The organism is Streptomyces sp. NPDC001530 (genome assembly GCF_042894545.1).
Lineage (GTDB): Bacteria > Actinomycetota > Actinomycetes > Streptomycetales > Streptomycetaceae > Streptomyces.
The window spans coordinates 33,152-52,312 of sequence record NZ_JBIAVS010000022.1; the positions used below are offsets into that span (position 1 = coordinate 33,152).

18 protein-coding genes are annotated in these 19,161 nt (G+C 70.5%); 10 read left to right on the plus strand and 8 right to left on the minus strand.

The features are described from left to right. Positions 1-591 precede the first annotated feature (591 nt). The 4 genes from ACFY0T_RS37435 to ACFY0T_RS37450 all read right to left on the minus strand — a co-directional run bounded on the left by ACFY0T_RS37435 (position 592) and on the right by ACFY0T_RS37450 (position 3,260). Positions 592-1,308: an ANTAR domain-containing protein gene (locus tag ACFY0T_RS37435; RefSeq protein ID WP_388881269.1), complete on the minus strand. Its 717-nt coding sequence runs from the start codon at positions 1,306-1,308 to the stop codon at positions 592-594. A 79-nt stretch (positions 1,309-1,387) separates the two neighbouring features. After that, positions 1,388-2,167 carry an ANTAR domain-containing protein gene (locus ACFY0T_RS37440; RefSeq protein WP_388881272.1) on the minus strand — a complete coding sequence of 260 codons (780 nt, stop codon included), beginning with the start codon at positions 2,165-2,167 and terminating at the stop codon, positions 1,388-1,390. Then, entirely contained in the window at positions 2,164-2,829 is a 666-nt protein-coding gene (locus ACFY0T_RS37445) for a hypothetical protein (protein WP_388881275.1), read from the minus strand. Before ACFY0T_RS37445 ends, ACFY0T_RS37440 begins: the two co-directional genes overlap by 4 nt. Continuing rightward, positions 2,826-3,260 (minus strand): STAS domain-containing protein, encoded by a 435-nt coding sequence (locus ACFY0T_RS37450; RefSeq protein WP_388881278.1) that lies wholly within the window; start codon positions 3,258-3,260, stop codon positions 2,826-2,828. Before ACFY0T_RS37450 ends, ACFY0T_RS37445 begins: the two co-directional genes overlap by 4 nt. 431 nt (positions 3,261-3,691) lie before the next feature. Here ACFY0T_RS37450 and ACFY0T_RS37455 point away from each other — a divergent pair, with 431 nt between their 5' ends. The 4 genes from ACFY0T_RS37455 to argG all read left to right on the plus strand — a co-directional run bounded on the left by ACFY0T_RS37455 (position 3,692) and on the right by argG (position 8,829). Then, positions 3,692-4,186 carry an Asp23/Gls24 family envelope stress response protein gene (locus ACFY0T_RS37455; protein ID WP_388881281.1) on the plus strand — a complete coding sequence of 165 codons (495 nt, stop codon included), beginning with the start codon at positions 3,692-3,694 and terminating at the stop codon, positions 4,184-4,186. A 241-nt stretch (positions 4,187-4,427) separates the two neighbouring features. Further along, positions 4,428-5,294, plus strand: coding sequence for a PaaX family transcriptional regulator C-terminal domain-containing protein (locus ACFY0T_RS37460; protein ID WP_388881284.1), 867 nt, complete (start codon positions 4,428-4,430; stop codon positions 5,292-5,294). Positions 5,295-5,522: 228 nt separating this feature from the next. Next, positions 5,523-7,127, plus strand: a complete 1,605-nt coding sequence (locus ACFY0T_RS37465) for an MFS transporter (RefSeq protein WP_388881287.1) — start codon at positions 5,523-5,525, stop codon at positions 7,125-7,127. Between the two features lie 247 nt (positions 7,128-7,374). Next, positions 7,375-8,829, plus strand: a complete 1,455-nt coding sequence (gene argG, locus ACFY0T_RS37470) for an argininosuccinate synthase (protein ID WP_388881290.1) — start codon at positions 7,375-7,377, stop codon at positions 8,827-8,829. 202 nt (positions 8,830-9,031) lie between these two features. Here the strand turns inward: argG and ACFY0T_RS37475 are convergent, their stop codons facing one another. Then, entirely contained in the window at positions 9,032-10,237 is a 1,206-nt protein-coding gene (locus ACFY0T_RS37475) for a PucR family transcriptional regulator (protein WP_388881293.1), read from the minus strand. A 150-nt stretch (positions 10,238-10,387) separates the two neighbouring features. On the opposite strand from ACFY0T_RS37475, the gene ACFY0T_RS37480 reads away from it, so the two are divergent. Then, positions 10,388-11,875, plus strand: coding sequence for a long-chain fatty acid--CoA ligase (locus ACFY0T_RS37480; RefSeq protein ID WP_388881296.1), 1,488 nt, complete (start codon positions 10,388-10,390; stop codon positions 11,873-11,875). A gap of 196 nt (positions 11,876-12,071) precedes the next feature. On the opposite strand, the gene ACFY0T_RS37485 is transcribed toward ACFY0T_RS37480, so the two are convergent. Beyond that, on the minus strand, positions 12,072-13,079 hold the full coding sequence (locus ACFY0T_RS37485; protein ID WP_388881299.1) for a sigma-70 family RNA polymerase sigma factor: 1,008 nt from the start codon (positions 13,077-13,079) through the stop codon (positions 12,072-12,074). Positions 13,080-13,234: 155 nt separating this feature from the next. Between ACFY0T_RS37485 and ACFY0T_RS37490 the strand changes: the two genes are divergently transcribed. From ACFY0T_RS37490 to ACFY0T_RS37500, 3 genes are all read left to right on the plus strand, one after another. Then, positions 13,235-13,963 carry an SDR family NAD(P)-dependent oxidoreductase gene (locus ACFY0T_RS37490; protein ID WP_388881302.1) on the plus strand — a complete coding sequence of 243 codons (729 nt, stop codon included), beginning with the start codon at positions 13,235-13,237 and terminating at the stop codon, positions 13,961-13,963. A gap of 509 nt (positions 13,964-14,472) precedes the next feature. Then, a complete protein-coding gene (locus ACFY0T_RS37495; RefSeq protein ID WP_388881305.1) occupies positions 14,473-15,291 on the plus strand; it encodes a DUF899 domain-containing protein in 819 nt (272 codons plus the stop codon). Continuing rightward, complete coding sequence (locus ACFY0T_RS37500) at positions 15,288-15,974, plus strand: SDR family oxidoreductase (protein ID WP_388881309.1); 687 nt, start codon at positions 15,288-15,290, stop codon at positions 15,972-15,974. Before ACFY0T_RS37495 ends, ACFY0T_RS37500 begins: the two co-directional genes overlap by 4 nt. Before the next feature lie 36 nt (positions 15,975-16,010). On the opposite strand, the gene ACFY0T_RS37505 is transcribed toward ACFY0T_RS37500, so the two are convergent. After that, positions 16,011-16,169, minus strand: a complete 159-nt coding sequence (locus ACFY0T_RS37505; RefSeq protein ID WP_388881312.1) for a hypothetical protein — start codon at positions 16,167-16,169, stop codon at positions 16,011-16,013. Positions 16,170-16,186: 17 nt separating this feature from the next. Between ACFY0T_RS37505 and ACFY0T_RS37510 the strand changes: the two genes are divergently transcribed. Beyond that, on the plus strand, positions 16,187-16,495 hold the full coding sequence (locus ACFY0T_RS37510) for a hypothetical protein (protein ID WP_388881315.1): 309 nt from the start codon (positions 16,187-16,189) through the stop codon (positions 16,493-16,495). 86 nt (positions 16,496-16,581) lie between these two features. Here ACFY0T_RS37510 and ACFY0T_RS37515 read toward each other — a convergent pair whose 3' ends face one another. Further along, entirely contained in the window at positions 16,582-17,553 is a 972-nt protein-coding gene (locus tag ACFY0T_RS37515; RefSeq protein ID WP_388881318.1) for a sigma-70 family RNA polymerase sigma factor, read from the minus strand. Positions 17,554-17,649: 96 nt separating this feature from the next. On the opposite strand from ACFY0T_RS37515, the gene ACFY0T_RS37520 reads away from it, so the two are divergent. After that, entirely contained in the window at positions 17,650-19,050 is a 1,401-nt protein-coding gene (locus ACFY0T_RS37520) for an MFS transporter (protein WP_388881321.1), read from the plus strand. Positions 19,051-19,161 lie beyond the last annotated feature (111 nt).

Genomic DNA, 19,161 nt, shown 5'->3' on the forward strand with positions numbered 1-19,161 from the left:
CCGCGCTGGACCTGCTGTACGGCCGACTGCTGGTGGGTGTCGCAGGACGCGTGTGACAACCGGCATCCGCCCGGTGCTCGCCGTACGGGTGAGCACTGCGGCGCTTCCTGCGGCAGGTGAATCTCGGCGCCATGAACCCACCACCCGACAGGGATCGTCATCCTGATGGCTGCCGTCCACTTCGACCCGCACGATGCCGGAGGCATGGACGCGACACCGCGCATCCGACCAGCGTTGACGCGAGACGAGCACACCTACGTCAGGCCCTGCTCCGCTCCTCCTGTATCCGCTCTAGGCTGCACGCGGGGAAGACGGGACTGCGACCGTGTCAGGCACCAGCAAGTCTCCCCACCCAGGCTCCCAGCCCCCGAGTCGGAAACGAGGCCGGGCCGGAGCCGCATCGCCGGAGAGCGCGGCTCCAGCCTCCATCCTCCCGGCATTTTCCAGACGGGGTGTTCCCACCAGTCCCGCCGCCGCGGAGGACAGCGCACGAGGACACGGTGGAGGGGGGCCTCCCATCCTCGCGCCACGACCGCGAACCCCGGCACAGGGGCGGCGGTCGGTGGCGCGTCGGCTGTGGCGCGGAGTGGGTCAGGACCCCAGACCGGGGAGGGGTTCGGAGTCGTCGATGAAGGCGCGGGCCAGTTCGGCCAGGCGGCGGTTGTGGGCGCGGGCGTAGCCGCGCAGGGCGGTGAAGGCCTGTTCCATGTCGACGCCCTGGCGTTCGGCGAGTTTGCCCTTGGCCTGTTCGATCAGTACGCGGCTGTTCAGCGCGGTCTGCAGTTGTTCGTTGAGGACGGTGCTGCGTTGGGTGGTGCGTTGTTGCAGGAGACTGATGGTGGCGACGTCGGCCAGGGCCTGGGCGATGGGTGAGGCGGCCGGGTCGAAGGGGCCGGGGGTGGTGCGGAAGAGGTTCAGGGCGCCGACGACCTCGTCCCGCAGACGCATCGGCAGCGCCTGGACCGCCCCGAACCCGCTGTGCTGGGCCGCCACTGCGAAGCGCGGCCAGCGGGCGGTCTCCGTCCTGAGGTCGGTGACTGCCATGGGTGTGCCGGTGCGGAAACATTCGAGGCAGGGGCCTTCGTCGTTCTGGAGCTGGAAGAGCTCCAGCAGGCGTACCTGTTCGTCGGAGGCGGCCATCACGCGCAGTTCGCCGTCGCGGTCGGCGAGCAGCACGCCTGCGGCGCTCGCGTCGAGCAGCCCCACGCAGCGGTCGGTGAGCAGGCGCAGGAAGTCGATCAGATCGAAGTCGGCGACCAGGTTGTCCGCCAGCTCGACGAAGGTCTTGGCCAGGAGCTGCTGATTCATCGTGACACCCTCGATTGAGACTAGTCCCGCCGGGAAGGGGCGGAAAGTGCAGCACGTTCAGCCGGACGGCACCAGTGCGTCAGGATTCCTCGTCGGTCTGGTCAGGCTCCGGCTCCGGCTCCGGCTCCGGCTCCGGAGAGAAACGGAGCCGACGGGCCACCACGTCGGCGGCCACGTCGGCGAGTCGGCGTCCCTGCATGAAGGCGTGGGCGCGGAGCCGGACGAATGCCTCGTCGATGCCGACGCCGAGCTGGACGGTGAGCATGCCGGTGGCCTGGTTGATCTCCGCCCGGTATCCGCCCAGGTCCTCGAAGCCGCGCTCCGGCACGGGTGCGCCGGCCGGCGCACCCGTCTCGTCGATCCGCGCATCGAGCAGGAGCAGCGTCGCGAGATCGGCGAACGCCAGCGCATCGGCCAGCTCCTCCGCATCCAGCACCGTCGGCACGTCGGCGTACAGGTCCAGAACTCCCGGGCTGATCGCCCCCATCTGCAGGGGGAGCGCGAACACCGCGCGTGCTCCGGCTTCCAGGGCCGCATCGGCGAACACGGCCCAGCGATCCTGTAGTTGACCAGCCAGCAGATCAGGCGCCAGGACGGCGGAGCCGTGCGTGAAGGCTTCCACGCATGGCCCCTCGCCCAGGGTGAGCTGGAGCTCCTCCAACTGCTCGCTGACGGTGTCGGTGCTGCACAGCGGATGGCTCGCCACGGCCCTGGACATCGCCGACAGCCCGGCCCCGCCGACCGGAAGCGCGGCCACGGCCGCGGTGCACACGTCCACCACACCGACCCGGGCACCGCGTCGCGCCGCCTGCTCGGCGACCAGCATCTGGATCCGGGCCGACCGGCTGTCGGGCCTCACCCGGACCACCGGGTCCCGGCATCCTCAGCGAGTCCCTCCAGCCTGGCCGTGGTTCGTTCCCCAAGGGGGAGAACCAGCGCACGGAGCATGGTGGGGCCTACCGGCCTCCACATCTCTCCGACGTCCAGCCATCCCCAGGAGCGGAGCGCGGTGAGGGTGGGGTGATCGGCCCGGTCGACCAAGGCGGCGCCGAGCGGCGCCTGGTGGTCGGTCAGCAGCCGCTCCTGCAACCGGCGGGCCAGAGGCCGGTCCTGCGGGTGGGACCGGACCAGGATCTCGGTGATCGCGAAGACGCCGCCGGACATGGTGAGTTGCTCGATGCTGCGCGGCACTGCTGCGTCGAAGCCGAGCCACCAGAAGCCGTCGCTGCGCACCGGGAATCCGTAGGTGCATCCCGCCAGGCCGTCCGCTTCCGCGATCACCATGGCGAACCCCGGCCGACACGTGTCGCCGAAGAGACGGGTGAGGAAGTCCCGGCGGCCGGGAGGGAGGTACTCCTCAGCCGGCGCCGTTGCGCAGGACTCCCCGTACAGATCGGCCAGTTCCGCACCGAGGCGCTCCGCCGACCAGCGGTTCACCCGACGCAACCGCACCGTGTCCCCGGCGGACGACTGGCCGCCACGGGACTTGTGCTGCTGCCCCCACCCTGGCCAGGCCGTCACCGCACATCACCCGAGACGACAGGCGCAAGCGGAACAGACCGGTGCGGCCGGCGTGGTGGGGCTTGAGCGGCCGCGGCCGGGGCGTCCACGAGCGAAGGCGGCACGTGCCCGAACGGAAGACCTAGGAGCAGGAACCCGCAGCCGGCGACGCCGACGATCAGGGCAAGCATCGGCGGCGGGTGGTGCAGTCGCAGGGTCCCGCCCGCCACGGTGATCTGCTGTGCGGCGTGCAGGAAGGTATTGAGGCCGCTGCAGTCGCAGAAGGTGACGGGGGTGAGGTCGACGTCGATGGTGCGCATGTCGTCGCGCAGACACCCATCCAGTGCCGCGCGCACCAGCAGCGCCGATTCCAGATCGATCTCACCGGACAGGGTGATCAGTGCCCGTTTCCTACGGTCATGGCGGTACACGGCGAGCTGCGGGAGCGACATGACGCCTCGGTTCTGAGGACCATCCGGCAGCGGACGCGGTGATGCCGGGGTACCCGGCCCCTTGGCGCGCTCCCGGTGGGGCGTACGTTCGGCGGAGTCGGAGCGAAGGCCGGTCCGACGGCCTGTGCGACAGGACAGAGGACCCAGCCGGTTCCCTCCAGGGATGCGCCGGGTGACAGACGACAAGTCCGCTCCCCGCGCCATCTGTGTCGAGCAACGACAAGCCGCCGGGGTCTGGGACGTCCGTACAGCAGCCTAGTCCTGGGCGCGGCCCGGTGGGTGGCCGGTAACCCACTTGTTCGTGGCCGCGATGTGATGCCGTACGGGCGTGTCCGACGCGCAGCACGGTACTCGGCAAGCGGCACGAAACGCGGCGGCCGACGGCCGCCCGGGCACGGCAGTCCGTGCACCACCCGAGAAGGTGGCTTCGCATGGCGGAGCCGAACGGTTCGACCCTGCACAAGTCCGAGCCCAATGAGCCCCGCACGGACCTGGGCACGGCGCTGCACGCCGCACGGCCCGGGACTCAGGAACCGCCGGAGACCCGCGCACGGACGACCATCGCGGGCGGGGTGGTGGAGAAGATCGCCGGCATCGCCGCACGGGAGGTCCTCGGAATCCACGCGCTGGGCGGCGGATTCACTCGCACCATGGGCGCGGTGCGCGACCGGGTCCCGGGCGGGCGTCCGAGCGCGGGGCCTGGCGTCAAGGTCGAGGTCGGTGAGAAGCAGACCGCCATCGACCTCCAGGTCGTCGTCGAATACGGGGTGAGTATCACCGACATCGCCGCAGAGGTCCGTGAGAACGTGATCACGGCGGTGGAACGGATGACGGGCCTGAAAGTCGTCGAGGTGAACATCGTGGTCAACGACGCGCACCTGCCGGACGAGGACACGCCGGAGACCAGCGAGGACCGGGTGCATTAGGACCTCGCCCGGGCAGACGCGGGCGTGGCTGCCCGGAGGCAGCGGCGGTGCGCGTCCGACAGGAAGGACGTCGACCAGGTCGAGCAGGCGATCTTCCAGTGCGTCACGTGGTACGACGAAGAACGCCTCCACTCCGCGAAGTGGAGTGGGAGAACGCGCCACCCCTTTCGAGGAAGCCGACGCCGTTCGCCGAGCCAACCCCGAGGCCCAAGGCACCCCTGAGCGGATCTACTCTTGGCCCGTGACCAGCTTCGATCAGGCAGGTAGCGCGCCGCGGCCGCAATCTTTGATGCTGAGTTTCTTCGGCATCCACGCGCTGGGCCGGGACGTCGCCCTGTCGGCCAGCAGTTTGATCGATGTGTTCGGGCAGGCCGGGATCACCGAGGATGCCGTGCGGTCCACGCTCACCCGTATGGTCAAACGCGGCCTCCTCGAACGGCACCGGCGGGGCCGCAAGACGTACTTCGGGCTGACACCGCGGGCCGCCGATGTCCTGCAGGACGGCCACGACCGGATCTGGCACACCGGAGCGGTCAACCGGGACTGGGACGGCACCTGGACCCTCGTCGGCTTCTCCCTCCCGGAGGCATGGCGCAGCGAGCGGCACGATCTGCGGTCCCGGCTGGTGTGGAACGGTTTCGGCCCGCTGCAGAACGGCCTTTGGGTGGCGCCCGGCACGGTGGACGTGCCCGAGGTGGTGTCGGGACTCGGCCTCGACTCGTACCTGCGGGTCTTCCAGGGAGCCACGGCCGTCGCTCCGACCGACGCCCGTACGGTCCTGCACACGGCGTTCGACGTGGAGTCCATCGCCAAGGGGTACGAGGCGTTCCTGACCCGCTGGAGCAACGGCGCCCAGGGGCCGGGGGGTCCGGGCGCGCAGGTCCCGAGCGAGGCGGGCGCCCTCGTACGGCAGCTGCTGCTGCACACCGACTGGCTGGAACAGGTCCGCCAGGATCCGCATCTGCCTGCCGAGCACCTGCCCGCGGACTGGCCGGCGGCCCGCGCGGAGGAACGGTTCCACGAACTGGCGCGGCGCTACGAGGAATCGGCACGCCAGGAGGCGGCGCGCGCGCTGGACGCGATCACGGTGACCGCCGCAGGCGAGTGACCTCGGCAAACAGACCGGTCACCGGAAGCTCCACTGTCCCGTAGTACGCCCTGCGGACAGCCCTGCCCCTCGATACCGGGCAATCTATTGACTGCCGTCGAAAAACTGCCCTACATTCGTCGCGTTCTCGGCGCCGTCGTCCCCACGGGCGCCACCATCCCCCTGCATCCCGGGCATTTCACGCAATCCCGAATGTTCGCCGCTCAAGCCGCTCAAAGGGGAGCCCACGTGTCCACCGAAACGCGCACCCAACCTGATTCCGCCGCCGCCCCGCACCCGTCCGGCGGCCTGCCCATCGGCACCCTCGTCGCCGGCTGCTTCGCGGTCTGTCTGGCCCAGATCGCCCTCGCCATGCCGGCCACGCTGAACGGGCTCTTCCAGGAGGACCTGCATCCCATCGGTTCGCAGCTGACCTGGATCTCGGACGCGTTCCTACTGCCCGTCTCCGTCCTGGAACTGACCTTCGGCGTCCTCGGTGACCTCTTCGGCCGCAAGCGGCTGCTGGTCGGCGGCGGTGCGCTGCTCGTGGTCGGCGAGGCACTGGCCGCCGCCAGCACCGGCATCCACATGCTCTGGCTGGGCCAGGCCATCGCCGGCCTGGGCGCGGCCGCGCTGTTCCCGACCTCGCTCGCGATGATCGCCGCGGGCACCCACTCGGCCCGGGACCGCGCCCGCACCATCACGATCTGGGCCGCCGCCCTGTCCAGCGGCGGCTTCATCGCACCCGTCCTGGGCGGAATCACCGGCAACTACGGCTCCTGGCGCTGGGCCTTCATCGTCGTCACGGGCCTCGCCGTGATCAGCACGCTCCTCAGCCAGCTCCTGGCGCACAACTCCAGCGCCCCGGAGGGCCGTTCGCTCGACCTGGCCGGCCAGATCACCATCGGCATCGGCATGTTCGCCCTGCTGTACGCGGTGATCCAGGGCCCGGCGGACGGCTGGACCGCGACGCCGGTGGTGATCGCGTACGTCGTCGCCGCGCTGTTCATCGGCCTGTTCATCGTGGCCGAGCGCCGCGCCGCCTCGCCCCTGCTCCGCCTCGACCTGTTCACCAACCGGGCGTTCGCGGTGGCGTCGTTCGTCGCAGTGGTCGGCATGTTCAGCTACCTCGGCACCGCCTACGCGACCAGCATCCGGCTCGGCCCGATCCAGCACCAGAGCCCGCTGCGCGGCTCGTTCGCCTTCATCCTGCTCAACTGCTGGACGCTGCTGCTGATGCCGTTGATCTCCCGGCTGCTGGAGCGGGTCAGCCCCCGCTGGGTGCTCGGCGCCGGTCTGGCACTGATGGCCGGCGGAGACTTCATCGCCGCCACGCTGCCGGTCGACGACCGCGCCCTGACCTCACTCATCCTCCCCATCGGGCTGGTCGGCATCGGCTTCGCACTCACCGTCTCCTCGATCACCGCGACGGCCGTCAACACGGTCCCGGTCCACTACGCCGGCATGGCCAGCGCGTCAACGAGCCTGCTGCGCGACTTCGGCTTCACGCTCGGCCCGGCCGTCATCGGCGCGATCGCCCTCAGCCGTGCCGCGAACGAGTTCACCGAGAAACTCGCCGCCTCCGACCTCTCCGCCCAGGTCAAGGCGGCGGCAGGGCAAGTCGCAGCCGAAGGCGGCCCGCTCGCCGCCAACTCCGTACCGCCGTCGTCCCCACCGGGAGGCGCGGCTCCCATCGCCCTCGAAGCCCTCGGCAACGGCTACGCGATCGGTTACGTGGTCTGCGGCATCGCGGCCCTGGCCTGCTGCCTCCTCAGCGTGATCGCACTGCGCGGGAAGGGTGACGACACCGCGACGGTGGGCATCACGAAGGAAGAGGAGCCCGCGGCCGTCTGACCGACGACTGCCCTACGCGAGTGGTGCCGGCCGCCTGAACGACGACGGCCCCACGCGAGTGGCGCCGGCCTACTGGGCGGCACCACTCGCGCCCTGCCTATGGCCCTGTCTCCGTCGGCGAGTGCCGACGGGGACCGGCCCTGGGCTTGCCGGCTGTGTGGTGAGTTCCGATAGGGGCTCATTGGCGGTGCAGAGCTCGTCCACACTGCACTTTGCATGATCATGCGTAATCCTGCATACTCTTCCTATGTCTAAGGTCCTCACCTCCCTTCCCGCCGGCGAGCGCGTCGGCATCGCCTTCTCGGGCGGCCTCGACACCTCGGTCGCGGTCGCATGGATGCGCGACAAGGGCGCCATCCCGTGCACCTACACCGCCGACATCGGCCAGTACGACGAGCCCGACATCGCCTCGGTGCCCGGCCGTGCGAAGACTTACGGCGCGGAGATCGCGCGCCTGGTCGACTGCCGCGCGGCGCTGGTCGAGGAGGGCCTGGCCGCGCTCACCTGCGGCGCGTTCCATATCCGCTCGGGCGGGCGTGCCTACTTCAACACCACGCCGCTCGGCCGCGCCGTCACGGGCACCCTCCTGGTCCGGGCGATGCTCGAGGACGACGTACAGATCTGGGGCGACGGCTCGACCTTCAAGGGCAACGACATCGAGCGGTTCTACCGGTACGGCCTGCTCGCCAACCCGCACCTGCGGATCTACAAGCCTTGGCTGGACGCGGACTTCGTGACCGAGCTCGGCGGCCGCAAGGAAATGTCGGAGTGGCTTCTCGCTCACGACCTGCCCTACCGCGACAGCACGGAGAAGGCGTACTCCACCGACGCCAACATCTGGGGCGCCACCCACGAGGCCAAGACCCTGGAGCACCTCGACACGGGCGTGGAGACCGTGGAGCCGATCATGGGCGTGCGGTTCTGGGACCCCGAGGTCGAGATCGCCACCGAGGACGTGACGATCGGCTTCGACCAGGGCCGTCCGGTGACGATCAACGGCAAGGAGTTCGCCTCCCCCGTCGACCTGGTGATGGAGGCCAACGCCATCGGCGGCCGCCACGGACTCGGCATGTCGGACCAGATCGAGAACCGGATCATCGAGGCCAAGAGCCGCGGCATCTACGAGGCGCCCGGCATGGCCCTGCTGCACGCGGCGTACGAGCGCCTGGTCAATGCGATCCACAACGAGGACACCCTGGCCCAGTACCACAACGAGGGACGGCGCCTGGGCCGGCTGATGTACGAGGGCCGCTGGCTGGACCCGCAGGCGCTGATGATCCGCGAGTCGCTGCAGCGCTGGGTCGGCGCGGCCGTCACCGGCGAGGTCACCCTGCGGCTGCGGCGTGGTGAGGACTACTCGATCCTCGACACCACGGGCCCGGCGTTCAGCTACCACCCGGACAAGCTGTCCATGGAGCGCACCGAGGACTCCGCGTTCGGCCCGTTGGACCGGATCGGCCAGCTCACCATGCGCAACCTCGACATCGCGGACTCGCGCGCCAAGCTGGAGCAGTACGCAGGGCTCGGCCTGATCGGCACCGGCAGTCCCGCCATCGGCGCCGCCCAGGCCGCCGCGACCGGGCTGATCGGCACCATGCCGGAGATGCCGGAGGGTGGCGCCGAGGCCATCGCCTCCCGCGGCGAGGTCTCCGAGGACGACGAGCTGCTGGACCGCGCCGCGATGGAGTTCGGCACGGACTGACCATCCCGTCGAGCGGAAGCTCGGCACCCCCGAGGGGGATGCACCAGCGGAAAGGCCGGCACGGCGCCAACGGCGTCGAGCCGGCCTTTCCGGTTACCCGGTGCCGGTGATCAGGAGGGGCCGGAGGCGCCGTCGCACCGATGTCGTCCAGACCTTAGCTGCCCGCCATCCCCTGGTGCGGGTAACACGGTTGGCAGGCATGTCAGTCCGACGTGGGTGTGGGGGACTTGCCGCGGCCCGTTGTTGTGCTGCGGACGGCCAGCAGTGCGGCGCCGAGGTCCGCTGCCGTTCGCGGATCGGAGAGGGAACGGCCCGTCAGTTCCTCAATGCGCCGCAGCCGGTACCGGACGGTGTTGGGGTGGACGAAGAGGGTCTGTGCCGCGTCGGCGGCGGAGCCGGCGGCGGCGAACCAGTGTTCCAAGGTTTCCAGGAGGCGGGCGCGTTCCGCGGCCGGGAGGTCGAGCAGGGGTTTGAGGACCACGTCCACCAAGTGCCCCGCCTCGGCTGGAGCGGCAGCGACGAGCATGGCCAGCGGGTTGTCGTCGAACCGCGCGATGCCGGGGCCGGCGCCTGGCAGGCCGGCCAGGGCAAGCCGGGCAAAGCGCAGAGCCTGTGGTGCGTCCCGCAACGAGTGGAAGCAGGGGCTGACGCCCATGCGGGCGTCGGCGTGGGTACGGCGCAGGATGCTCAGGCAGGTGTTCTCCGCCGTCGACGTGGCCAGGGCGACCACACCGATCTGCTGGTCGGGCAAGAGCCGCCAGGCGGAGGGGAGTTGGGCCTGACGCAGCGCGGACTCCACTCCTGTCAGAGGCTCCTCGCCGGGAGCGCCGGCCGCCGCCGCGACGACCGCGTAGGGCCCGCGTTCGGGCAGGCCCAGCTCGCGGGCGGCCTCCCACAGCGTGATGCGGTCAGCGATGACGCCGGTGAACAGCGCTTCCACCAATGCCGAGCGCCGGGCCTCGCGCTGCAGGGTCAGCTCGGCGGTGGTCTCCCGGTGGGCTGCCGCCACGGCCTCCGCGTACAGGCCGAACAGCGCCCAGATCTCCGCCGACTGGGAGACCAGATGGGCGTCGGAGACCTCGGGGTGGGTGCGTGCCTCATCGAGGATCTCCGACCACAGGAGCTCGAAGCCGATCCGGTACGCGTGGAGCGTGTCAGCCAGGGGCATGCCCTGCTCGGCGCGGAGGCGGCCGGTCTCGCGGGCCGGGCTCGGGTCCGGGGCGTCCGCGCGGTGGAAGTGGCTCAGGATCAGATCCGCGTTGGCGGTGCACGAGCGGCGCAGCGAGTCGAAGGGGATCAGCGACTCCTCCTTGTAGGCATCGACGTCCGAACGGATGCGCTGCGCCATCCGCTCGCCCAGTTCCGGAAGCCGTGCGTGAAGTGCCGATGCCACACCCGAGAGATCCATTCCCGCAGCTTAATGCCCTCGTTTTGTTCCCAGGAACAATCCGGGAGGGGAGGCGCTGTCATACGGCCCATAGGCCATGGCAGCGGACGGCAGCACGATGTCGTCCACGTGAACAGCGGATTTCAACGGTGACGTTCGTGGAGGCGGGTTATGGCCAATCTGGCGGAGTTCCTGGTGGAGACGGCAGGGCGGCAGCCGGGGCGGCCCGCGCTGCGCCTGGGAGGGCAGGTCACCAGCTACACGGAGCTCGACGAGGCCAGTGCCCGCGCCGCCGCGCTGCTCCGGGCCGAGGGCGTACGACCGGGAGACCGGGTCGCCCTGATGCTGCCCAACGTCCCCGAGTTCGTCGTCCTGTACTACGGCGTGCTGCGCGCCGGGGCGATCGTCGTGCCGTTGAACCCGCTGCTGAAGAAGCGGGAAACCGAGTACCACCTGACCGACTCCGGGGCCGTGCTGCTGTTCGAATGGCACCAGGCGCCGGGCGAGGGCGCGCAGGGCGCGGCCGCCGCCACGGTGCGGCACATGGACGTCGAGCCCGGCGCCTTCGCCGGACTGCTGGCCGGCCACGAGCCGCTGATCGAGGTGACGGAGACGGACGGCCAGGACGTGGCCGTGCTGCTGTACACCTCCGGCACCACGGGCCGGCCCAAGGGCGCCGCGCTCACCCACGCCGGGCTGCGGCACAACACCGAGGTCAACGCGATCCACGTGCAGCAGATGACGCCGGACGACGTGGTGGTGGGCTGTCTGCCGCTCTTCCATATCTTCGGCCAGATCTGCACGATGAGTGTGGCCGTCCGCAGCGGCGCCTCGCTCACGCTTGTCCCGCGTTTCGATCCGCAGACCGTGCTGGACGCCATCGCCCGCGACCGGGCCACGGTGTTCGAGGGGGTGCCGACCATGTACGCGGCACTGCTCCAGCACCCGTCGGAGGCCGACGTGTCTACGCTGCGGATGTGCGTCTCCGGCGGCGCCTCGCTGCCGGTGGAGATCCTGCACGGCTTCGAGCGGCGCTTCGGCTGCGCGGTGCTGGAGGGCTTCGGCATGTCCGAGACCAGTCCGGTGGTCACCTTCAACCACCCCGACCGGCCCCGCAAGGCAGGATCCATCGGCACCCCCATCCAGGACGTGGAGGTGCGACTGCTGGACGACAAGGGCCAGGACGTGGTCCTCGGCGACATCGGAGAGCTGGCCGTGCGCGGGCCGAACGTGATGAAGGGGTACTGGAACCGCCCCGAGGAGACGGCGGCCACCATCCCGGACGGCTGGCTGCGCACCGGCGACCTCGCCCGGCAGGACGAGGACGGCTACCTCTACATCGTCGACCGCAAGAAGGACATGATCATCCGCGGGGGCTACAACGTCTACCCACGCGAAATCGAGGAGGTGCTCCACGAGCACCCGGCCGTCGCGCTTGCTGCGGTGGTGGGTGTGCCGGACGCACATCTGGGCGAGGAGATCGCGGCCGCGGTGGTCCTGCGCCCGAGCGCGCAGGCCACGCCCGACGAACTGCGGAAGTTCGTCAAGGAACGGGTGGCGGCGTACAAGTACCCGCGAGAGGTGTGGCTCGTGGACAAGTTGCCGACGGGGCCCAGCGGCAAGATCCTCAAACGGGAGATCATCACACCGGCAGGGTGAACGCCACGAGGCCAGTCACCCCCTTCCGTGTCGATCCGCTCCCCCGCCCGAAGGCGACCAGCCAGCAGAAGATGGCCCGGGTGGGCGCGGGGGCAGGCACTCACGCGGCCGACGTGTTCGTCTTCGACGACGCTGGATCTCCCCCGTTGCGCGCTATTGGGCCAGGACGCAGTCACGTGATCGCCCGGATAAGTCCTTAAACGCGCAGCGTTCTCGGCAACCCGAACAACGGGAGGAGGCTGTTGTCGCCGAAGCGGGTGATGGCGGAGATCCGGTCGTCCTCCAGGGCGAGCACCACCAGCCCGTACGCGTGGGCGATCGGGCTCTTGGGATCGCGGAGGTAACAGCCGAACGCCGGCTGGCCGTTCGCGCGCGTGGGTACCAGCCGGAGCGCCTGACCGCCCCACCAGGCGCGGGTCCGGTAGAACCGGGCGATCGCCGTGTGTCCCTGGTACTCGAGGGGCTCGGGTGGCATCGTCAGCCATGCGTCGTCGGTCAGCAGAGCGACGAGCCGCTCGACGTCGGAGCTCTCCATCGCCTCCACGAACCGCCCGACGAGCTCGCGTTCACGCGGTGAGCGCGGCAGCGGCGCCCGGTCGCGCGCGGGCAGCTGGCCCTCCAGGGCCGCACGCGCCCGCTGCAGGGCGCTGTTCACCGAGACGGCGCTGCTGTCGAGCAGGTCGGCCACCTCGGCTGAGCGGAAGCCGAGCACGTCGCGCAGCACCAGTACCGCGCGCTGCCGCGGCGGCAGGCGCTGGAGTCCGGCCACGAACGCCAGCGCCAGCGCCTCCCTCGTTTCGTAGCGGGCCTCCGGTCCCGGGGCGGTGTCCGGCAGGTCCTCCAGCAGGGCGTCCGGGTAGGGCTCGAACCAGGTCGGTTCGGAGCGGCGCGTGGGCTCGGGCACGTCGAGCGGGGGGTGGGCCGGCTGCTGCGGCTGCGGTCGGCGGCCCGTGTCGCGCAGCGCGTTCAGGCAGCGGTTGGTCGCGATGCGGTACAGCCAGGCGCGTACGGAGGCCCGCTCCTGGAATCCCCGGAGCCCGCGCCAGGCGGCCAGGAGGGTCTCCTGGACCGTGTCCTCCGCGTCCTGCACGGAGCCGAGGATCCGATAGCAGTGCAGCTGGAGCTCGCGCCGGTAGGGCTCGGTGAGCTCGCGAAACGCTTCCCCGTCGCCCGCCCGGGCACGGGCCAGGGTCGATTCGATCACCACGACATTCTCGCCTCGCCTCTTCCACTCGTCCTCCAGATAAGGACACCGTCCGGGCCGAAAAGTCATCGGTGACTTCCGTGAGGCGGCCGTGTCTCAACAAGCGACCGCAATTCCACACCGCGTTTCCACGAGGAACAAGGGAGATCGTCGCCATGACGAACATCACGGGCAGTGCAGTTCTGATCACCGGGGGCAATCGCGGCATCGGCCGGGAGCTGGTCGAGGATGCCTTGAGCAGGGGCGCGGAGCGGGTGTATGTCGGGACGCGCGAGCCGCTGGCCCACCCGGACGGGCGTGTCACTCCCCTGGCCCTGGACGTGACCGACGCGGCGCAGATGCGACGAGCCGTCGATGAAGTCGAATCTCTCGATGTCCTCGTCAACAATGCCGGCATCGCGCTCTACGACGACCTGGACGATCGTTCCGTCCTCGAACGGCACCTCGCCGTCAACCTCTTCGGCACCTACGACGTGACGCAGGCGTTCCTGCCGCTACTGATTCGTTCTCGGGGAGCGATCGTCAACAACCTGTCGGTGAACGGCCTCGCTCCCTTGCCGCTGATTCCGGCCTACTCGGTCTCGAAGGCGGCCGCGTTCTCCCTGACCCAGTCGCTGCGCGCCCTGCTGGCCGGGCGGGGCGTGCGCGTTCATGCTGTCCTGACCGGCCCCGTGGACACCGACATGACCCAGGGCCTCGATGTGCCGAAGGCCTCTGCGGAGTCCGTCGCGCGGGCCATCTTCGACGGGGTGGAGAAGGACGAGGAGGACATCTTTCCCGATCCTCTGTCGGAGTCCCTGGCCGAGGGCTGGCGCGGCGGTGTGGTCAAGGCACTGGAGCTGCAGTTGGCGGAACTCTCGGCGGCGGAGCGTGCCAAGTCCTGAGCAACGGGGCTCGGTCGACACAGGAGCCGACGGGGTGACGAGCACCGGATTCCCGACGGCGGCGGCCGCCTTGACGGTGACGCTCGGGCTCACCACCGCGTCGTGGGTCGCTGCAGTCCGGCAGATGAACGGGACGACGGGACGATGGATTCGGCGTCTCGACCCGGCTGGATTCGTTCGGGTCCTTCATCGCCCTGTGGATGTGTCGATGAGGGCGGTGATGATGCTGCCGGGCGCGGCGCCGGCAGCTTTGAGGCGTGCTCGTGCCGACGGCGGTCGGGGGCGCGCGGTGCCGCTGTTCGATCGCCGTCCTCGTCCGCGCGCAGAAGCTGCTGCCCCCCGAAGGCCGCCCTCGTTGTGCCGCCGGCGCTGGCGATCGTGGGACTCGGACTCCTGATCATCATTGCGCCCTCGTCCGTTCCCGGACTCACGCCACCGATGTGAGACGACATCGGAGGGCGCGAGCCACACCCATCTGCCATGGCAGAAGCACAAGAGAGCGAGAGACCGTGACCGACCACAAGACCGGAACACGTGAAGAGTGGCTCGCGGCCAGGCTGGACCTGCTCGATGCCGAGAAGGTCCTGACGCGACACAGCGACGAACTGGCGCGGCAGCGGCAGGAGCTGCCCTGGGTCCGCATGGACAAGGAGTACCGCTTCGAGACCGACCAGGGCACAGCGTCCCTGGAGGATCTCTTTGGCGGACGCTCGCAACTCCTCATCTACCACTTCATGTTCGGGCCCGACTACAGGGCGGGGTGTCCGTCCTGCTCGGCGATCGCGGACGGCTTCGACGGCTCCGTCGTCCACCTCGCGCATCACGACGTCACCCTCTGCGTGGTGTCGCGGGCCCCGTTGGCGAAACTGCAGGCGTACAAGCAGCGGATGGGCTGGAACTTCCCCTGGGCGTCGTCGTACGGCAGCGACTTCAACTACGACTTCGGGGTGGCGCACACCGAGGAGGAGTGGCGGTCGGGAGCCGTCGAGTACAACTTCCGCGAGAACAGGGACTTCCGGCTGCCGCCCGGCGAACTGGGCGTCCGGCTCACCGAGTTCGCGTCGACCGTGGGCACGGACTGGGACACCTACCGGCGCGAGGGACCGGGCATGAGCGCGTTCGCGCGCGAGGACGGTGTCGTCTACCACACCTACTCGGCGTACGAGCGCGGCATCGACGGCCTCTGGAGCATGCAGCAGTGGCTCGACCGTGCACCGCTCGGCCGCAATGAGTCCGGCATGTGGTGGCGCCGCCACGACGAGTACGACAGCCCGGGACCCGCACGGAGGACACCTGCGGCTTCGACCCATCTGGGAGGAACACCGTGACCATCCGCAATGCCCTCGTCATCGGTGCCCGCAGCGGCGTCGGCCGCGCCACCGCCGACGCCCTCACCGCCGCCGGAGCCCGTGTCCTGGCCGCCGGTCACGAGCGGGACGCCACGGATCCCGCGCAGGTCGTCGCCCTCCTCGACGAGGCCGACCCGGACCTCGTGGTGGTCGCCGCGGGTACGCGGCCGCGGATGGCGCCGATCGAGGAGCAGAACTGGGAGTCGTTCTCGGCGCCGTGGAACGTCGACGTCAAGATCGCCTTCGAGGTCGGCCGCGCCGCACTGGCCCGGCCGCTGCGCGCGCACTCGACCGTGGTGCTCGTGTCGAGCGGCGCCGGGCTTGGCGGCTCGCCGCTGTCGGGCGGCTACGCGGGCGCCAAACGGATGCAGATGTTCCTGGCCGACTACCTTCAGTCCGCCGCCGACGCCCGCGAACTCGGGATCCGGTTCGTTGCCCTGGTCCCGCGCCAGTTGCTGGTCGGCACCCCGATCGGTGAGGCCGCGGCCGCCGCGTACGGCGCCAGGACCGGCCAGTCGGCCGAGGCCTACATGAAGGAGCACTACCCGGTGCCGCTCGACCCCGCCGGGGTCGCCCGCGCCATCCTCTCAATCGCCTCCGGCCAGGAACACCGCCAGAAGACGCTGCTGGCCGTGACGGGCAAGGGACTTGAGGCCATCTGATCCCTGTGCCGACAGGGGCGGGTCGCGTTCTGCCTCTCAGTCCAGGGCCTCGTGGACCGACTCCAGGAGCAGCCGCACCGCGGATCCGGGAGGCGCCGGCCAGACGGCGAGCGAGGTGATCACCTCCGGTCCGGCGAGCGGACGTACGGCTACCCGCCGGACCGGCACGACCTCCGCGGCCGCGCGGTAGACCATCGTATGAAGGCGCCCCGGTGCCGATCACCGCGGAACGGGGCGCGCCCCCTCCCTTCGCGGGCCTGACGGCACTGCGCGCCCCCCGGCTGGGCGGGAACCTGCTCGGTCGCCGCGTTCTGATCAGCGGCGCCGACGGCGGTGTGGGACGGTTCCAGGTCGAGCTGGCCGCGGCGGCGGGCGCGATCGTGACGGCCGTGGCGCAGCAGGACGAAGACCTCCTCGTCCTCGGTGCCTATACGTCGTGCCCGCCCGGAAGCGCCTACCGGTCGACCTGGTGGTCGAGTCGGTCGGCGGCACCTCGGCCCTGCGCCGGACCGCCCCCATGAGACGCTCGCCGCCCTACGCGACCGCCGCATCAACGGCAAGGCCGTCCTCACCCTCCGAGACATGCGGCCACCACTGCTGATCTTCCCTATGAGGCGTGTGGATCCGGGGAGTTGGGCGTTCCGATCCGCAGAGGCAGCCCGAACCGCCGTACGAGGGCAGGGTCGTGGAAGGCGGTGACGGCGGCGACGGCCGGGCCGCGCAAGGTGATGACCTGGACGGCGAAGGCGTCGCCGTTGTGGTACATGGCGAAGCCCGGCTGCGCGTTGGCCCGTAGGGGAACCAGCCGGGTGCCCTTGTTGCGCAGTCTGACGGCAAGCAGCCCGATGACGCTGTCGCGGCCGGCGAACCACGACGGATTGGGCGGCATCTGCCAGACCGCGTCCTCAGTCAGGAGCCGGGTCAGCGTGGCGATGTCGGCCCGCTCGAAGGCGTCGGCGTACCGGTCGAGCAGGTCGCGTTGTTCCTGCTCGGCGGGCTCGGCGATCTCTTCGATGGCCGGTTCCAGCCGGTCAAGGCGGGCCCGGGCGCGCTGCAGTGTGCTGTGCACCGCGGCTGGGGTGATGCCGAGCACATGGGCGGCCTCCTCCGCCGACCAGGCCAGCACGTCCCGCAGTATGAGCACTGTCCGCTGCCGCGCGGGCAGGTGCTGCAGGGCAGCGATGAGGGCCAGCCGCAGTCCGGCGCGCCCGGCCACGACGGCCGCCGGATCGGCCTGTTCGTCGGGGATCGGCTCCAGCCAAGGGATCTCCGGATCCCGCCGGCCCAGCGTGATGGGGTCGGTGGCCGGGCCGCCCAGCCCGGCAGGCAGCACTCGGCGGCTGCTGTGCCGCAGCGCGTTGAGGCAGGCGTTGGTGGCGATCCGGTAGAGCCAGGTGCGCAGCGAGGCGCGGCCCTGGAAGTCCTCGTACGACCGCCAGGCGCGCAGATAGGTTTCCTGCACGAGGTCCTCTGCGTCCTGCACCGACCCCAGCATCCGATAGCAGTAGGTCAGCAGTTCTCGTCGGAACGGCCCGGTCAGGCGGACGAACTCGTCGTGCGGCTGCTCGATCACGGTCACCCTGTGTTCCTCCCTTTCTTGTACAGACACGCCAGGCCTCCGGAATTCATCGGGTCCGGCCCGGCCAATTGAGCAGCGCCACCGGTCGGTACTCACATGGACAGAAAATGGGTTCTGGGGCTCGCCTCCGCGGCCTCGGTGATGGTGGCGCTCGACGCCACCGTGGTGACCACGGCACTGAGCCGGATCCGGCTGGATCTCGGCACCTCGATCGAACAACTCGAATGGACGGTGAACGCCTACAGCCTGAGCTTCGCCGTCCTGCTGATGACCGGTGCCGTGCTGGGCGACCGGTTCGGACGGCGGCTGGTCTTCACGACCGGGCTGGCGCTGTTCACCGCGGCCTCGGCCGCCTGCGCGCTCGCACCGGGCGTGGGCTGGCTGATCGCGGCGCGGGCGGTGCAGGGCGCGGGTGCGGCACTGGTGATGCCGCTCGCGATGGCGCTGCTCAGCGCCGTCTATCCGCCGCCGGACCGGCCGAAAGCGCTGGGGCTCTTCTCCGGACTGACCGGGCTCGCGGTGGTCGCCGGCCCGGTAGTGGGTGGCGCCGTCACCCAGGGACTCGCCTGGCAGTGGATCTTCTGGCTCAACCTGCCGATCGGCCTGGCCGTGATCCCGCTGGTGCTGCGCCGGGTCCCGGAAAGCCGCGGCGGTGAAGGCAGCGTGGACGCCGGCGGGCTGGTGCTGGTGAGCGGTGCCGCGCTCGGGCTGGTGTGGGGGCTGGTCCGCTCGCACGCCGCAGGGTGGGGCAGCACCGAGGTGGTCGGGGCGCTCATCGCGGGCGCGTTCTGCGGAGCCGCCTTCGTGGCTTGGCAACGGGTGGCCAAGCGGCCGATGGTGCCGCTGGGGCTGTTCCGGCTTCCCGGCTTCGCGGCGGGCAACGCGGTCGGAGTGTTCCTCTACGCCTCGCTGTACGGGTCCTTGTTCTTCACGGCGCAGTACTTCCAGACAGGGCGCGGCGACACTCCGCTGGGCGCCGGGCTGCACCTGCTGGCCTGGACCGCATCGGTAACGGTCGTGGCGCCGTTGGCGGGCAGGCTGACGAACCGGGTCGGCGCGCGGCCGCCGGCCGCACTCGGGCTCGCCTTGCAGGCGGCCGGGATGGGATGGCTCGCGCTCGTCGCCACACCGTCCGTGCCGTACGGGGAGATGATCGCTCCGATGCTCATCGCCGGGACCGGCGTGAGCATGGCGATGCCCGCCGCCCAGACCGCCGTACTCAACGCGGTCACGCCCGAGCAGATCGGCAAGGCCTCCGGGGTGTTCAACACCGGCCGCCAACTCGGCGGGGTGTTCGGAGTCGCGGTGCTGGCCCTGGTGTTCAGCAAGACCGGGAGCTACGCGGGCCCGGCCGCCTTCACCGACGGGTTCACCGCGTCGATCGCGGTCAGCGGTGCGCTGTCGCTGGCTGGAGCGGTGGCGGCACTGGCCATCCCGGGCCGCCGGATCACCCCGGCCCCCGCGCCCGACGCAGCAGTGCTGACGCCGAACCGTTGAGCTGCTGAGTCAGCCACGCAACGGCGCGTACGGCACGGAACAGCGCCGTGCCGTCCGCGCCGTGCAGCGGCACATGGTCCAGCGGTCTGGTGCCGACCGCCGTCCAGTGGG

Coding starts and splice junctions, on each gene's coding strand:
- ACFY0T_RS37435 (WP_388881269.1), bottom strand. CDS start 1,308: ATGAATCAGCAGCTCCTGGCCAAGACCTTCGTCGAGCTGGCGGACAAC.
- ACFY0T_RS37450 (WP_388881278.1), bottom strand. CDS start 3,260: ATGTCGCTCCCGCAGCTCGCCGTGTACCGCCATGACCGTAGGAAACGG.
- ACFY0T_RS37455 (WP_388881281.1), top strand. CDS start 3,692: ATGGCGGAGCCGAACGGTTCGACCCTGCACAAGTCCGAGCCCAATGAG.
- argG (WP_388881290.1), top strand. CDS start 7,375: ATGTCTAAGGTCCTCACCTCCCTTCCCGCCGGCGAGCGCGTCGGCATC.
- ACFY0T_RS37475 (WP_388881293.1), bottom strand. CDS start 10,237: ATGGATCTCTCGGGTGTGGCATCGGCACTTCACGCACGGCTTCCGGAA.
- ACFY0T_RS37480 (WP_388881296.1), top strand. CDS start 10,388: ATGGCCAATCTGGCGGAGTTCCTGGTGGAGACGGCAGGGCGGCAGCCG.
- ACFY0T_RS37490 (WP_388881302.1), top strand. CDS start 13,235: ATGACGAACATCACGGGCAGTGCAGTTCTGATCACCGGGGGCAATCGC.
- ACFY0T_RS37505 (WP_388881312.1), bottom strand. CDS start 16,169: ATGGTCTACCGCGCGGCCGCGGAGGTCGTGCCGGTCCGGCGGGTAGCC.
- ACFY0T_RS37520 (WP_388881321.1), top strand. CDS start 17,650: ATGGACAGAAAATGGGTTCTGGGGCTCGCCTCCGCGGCCTCGGTGATG.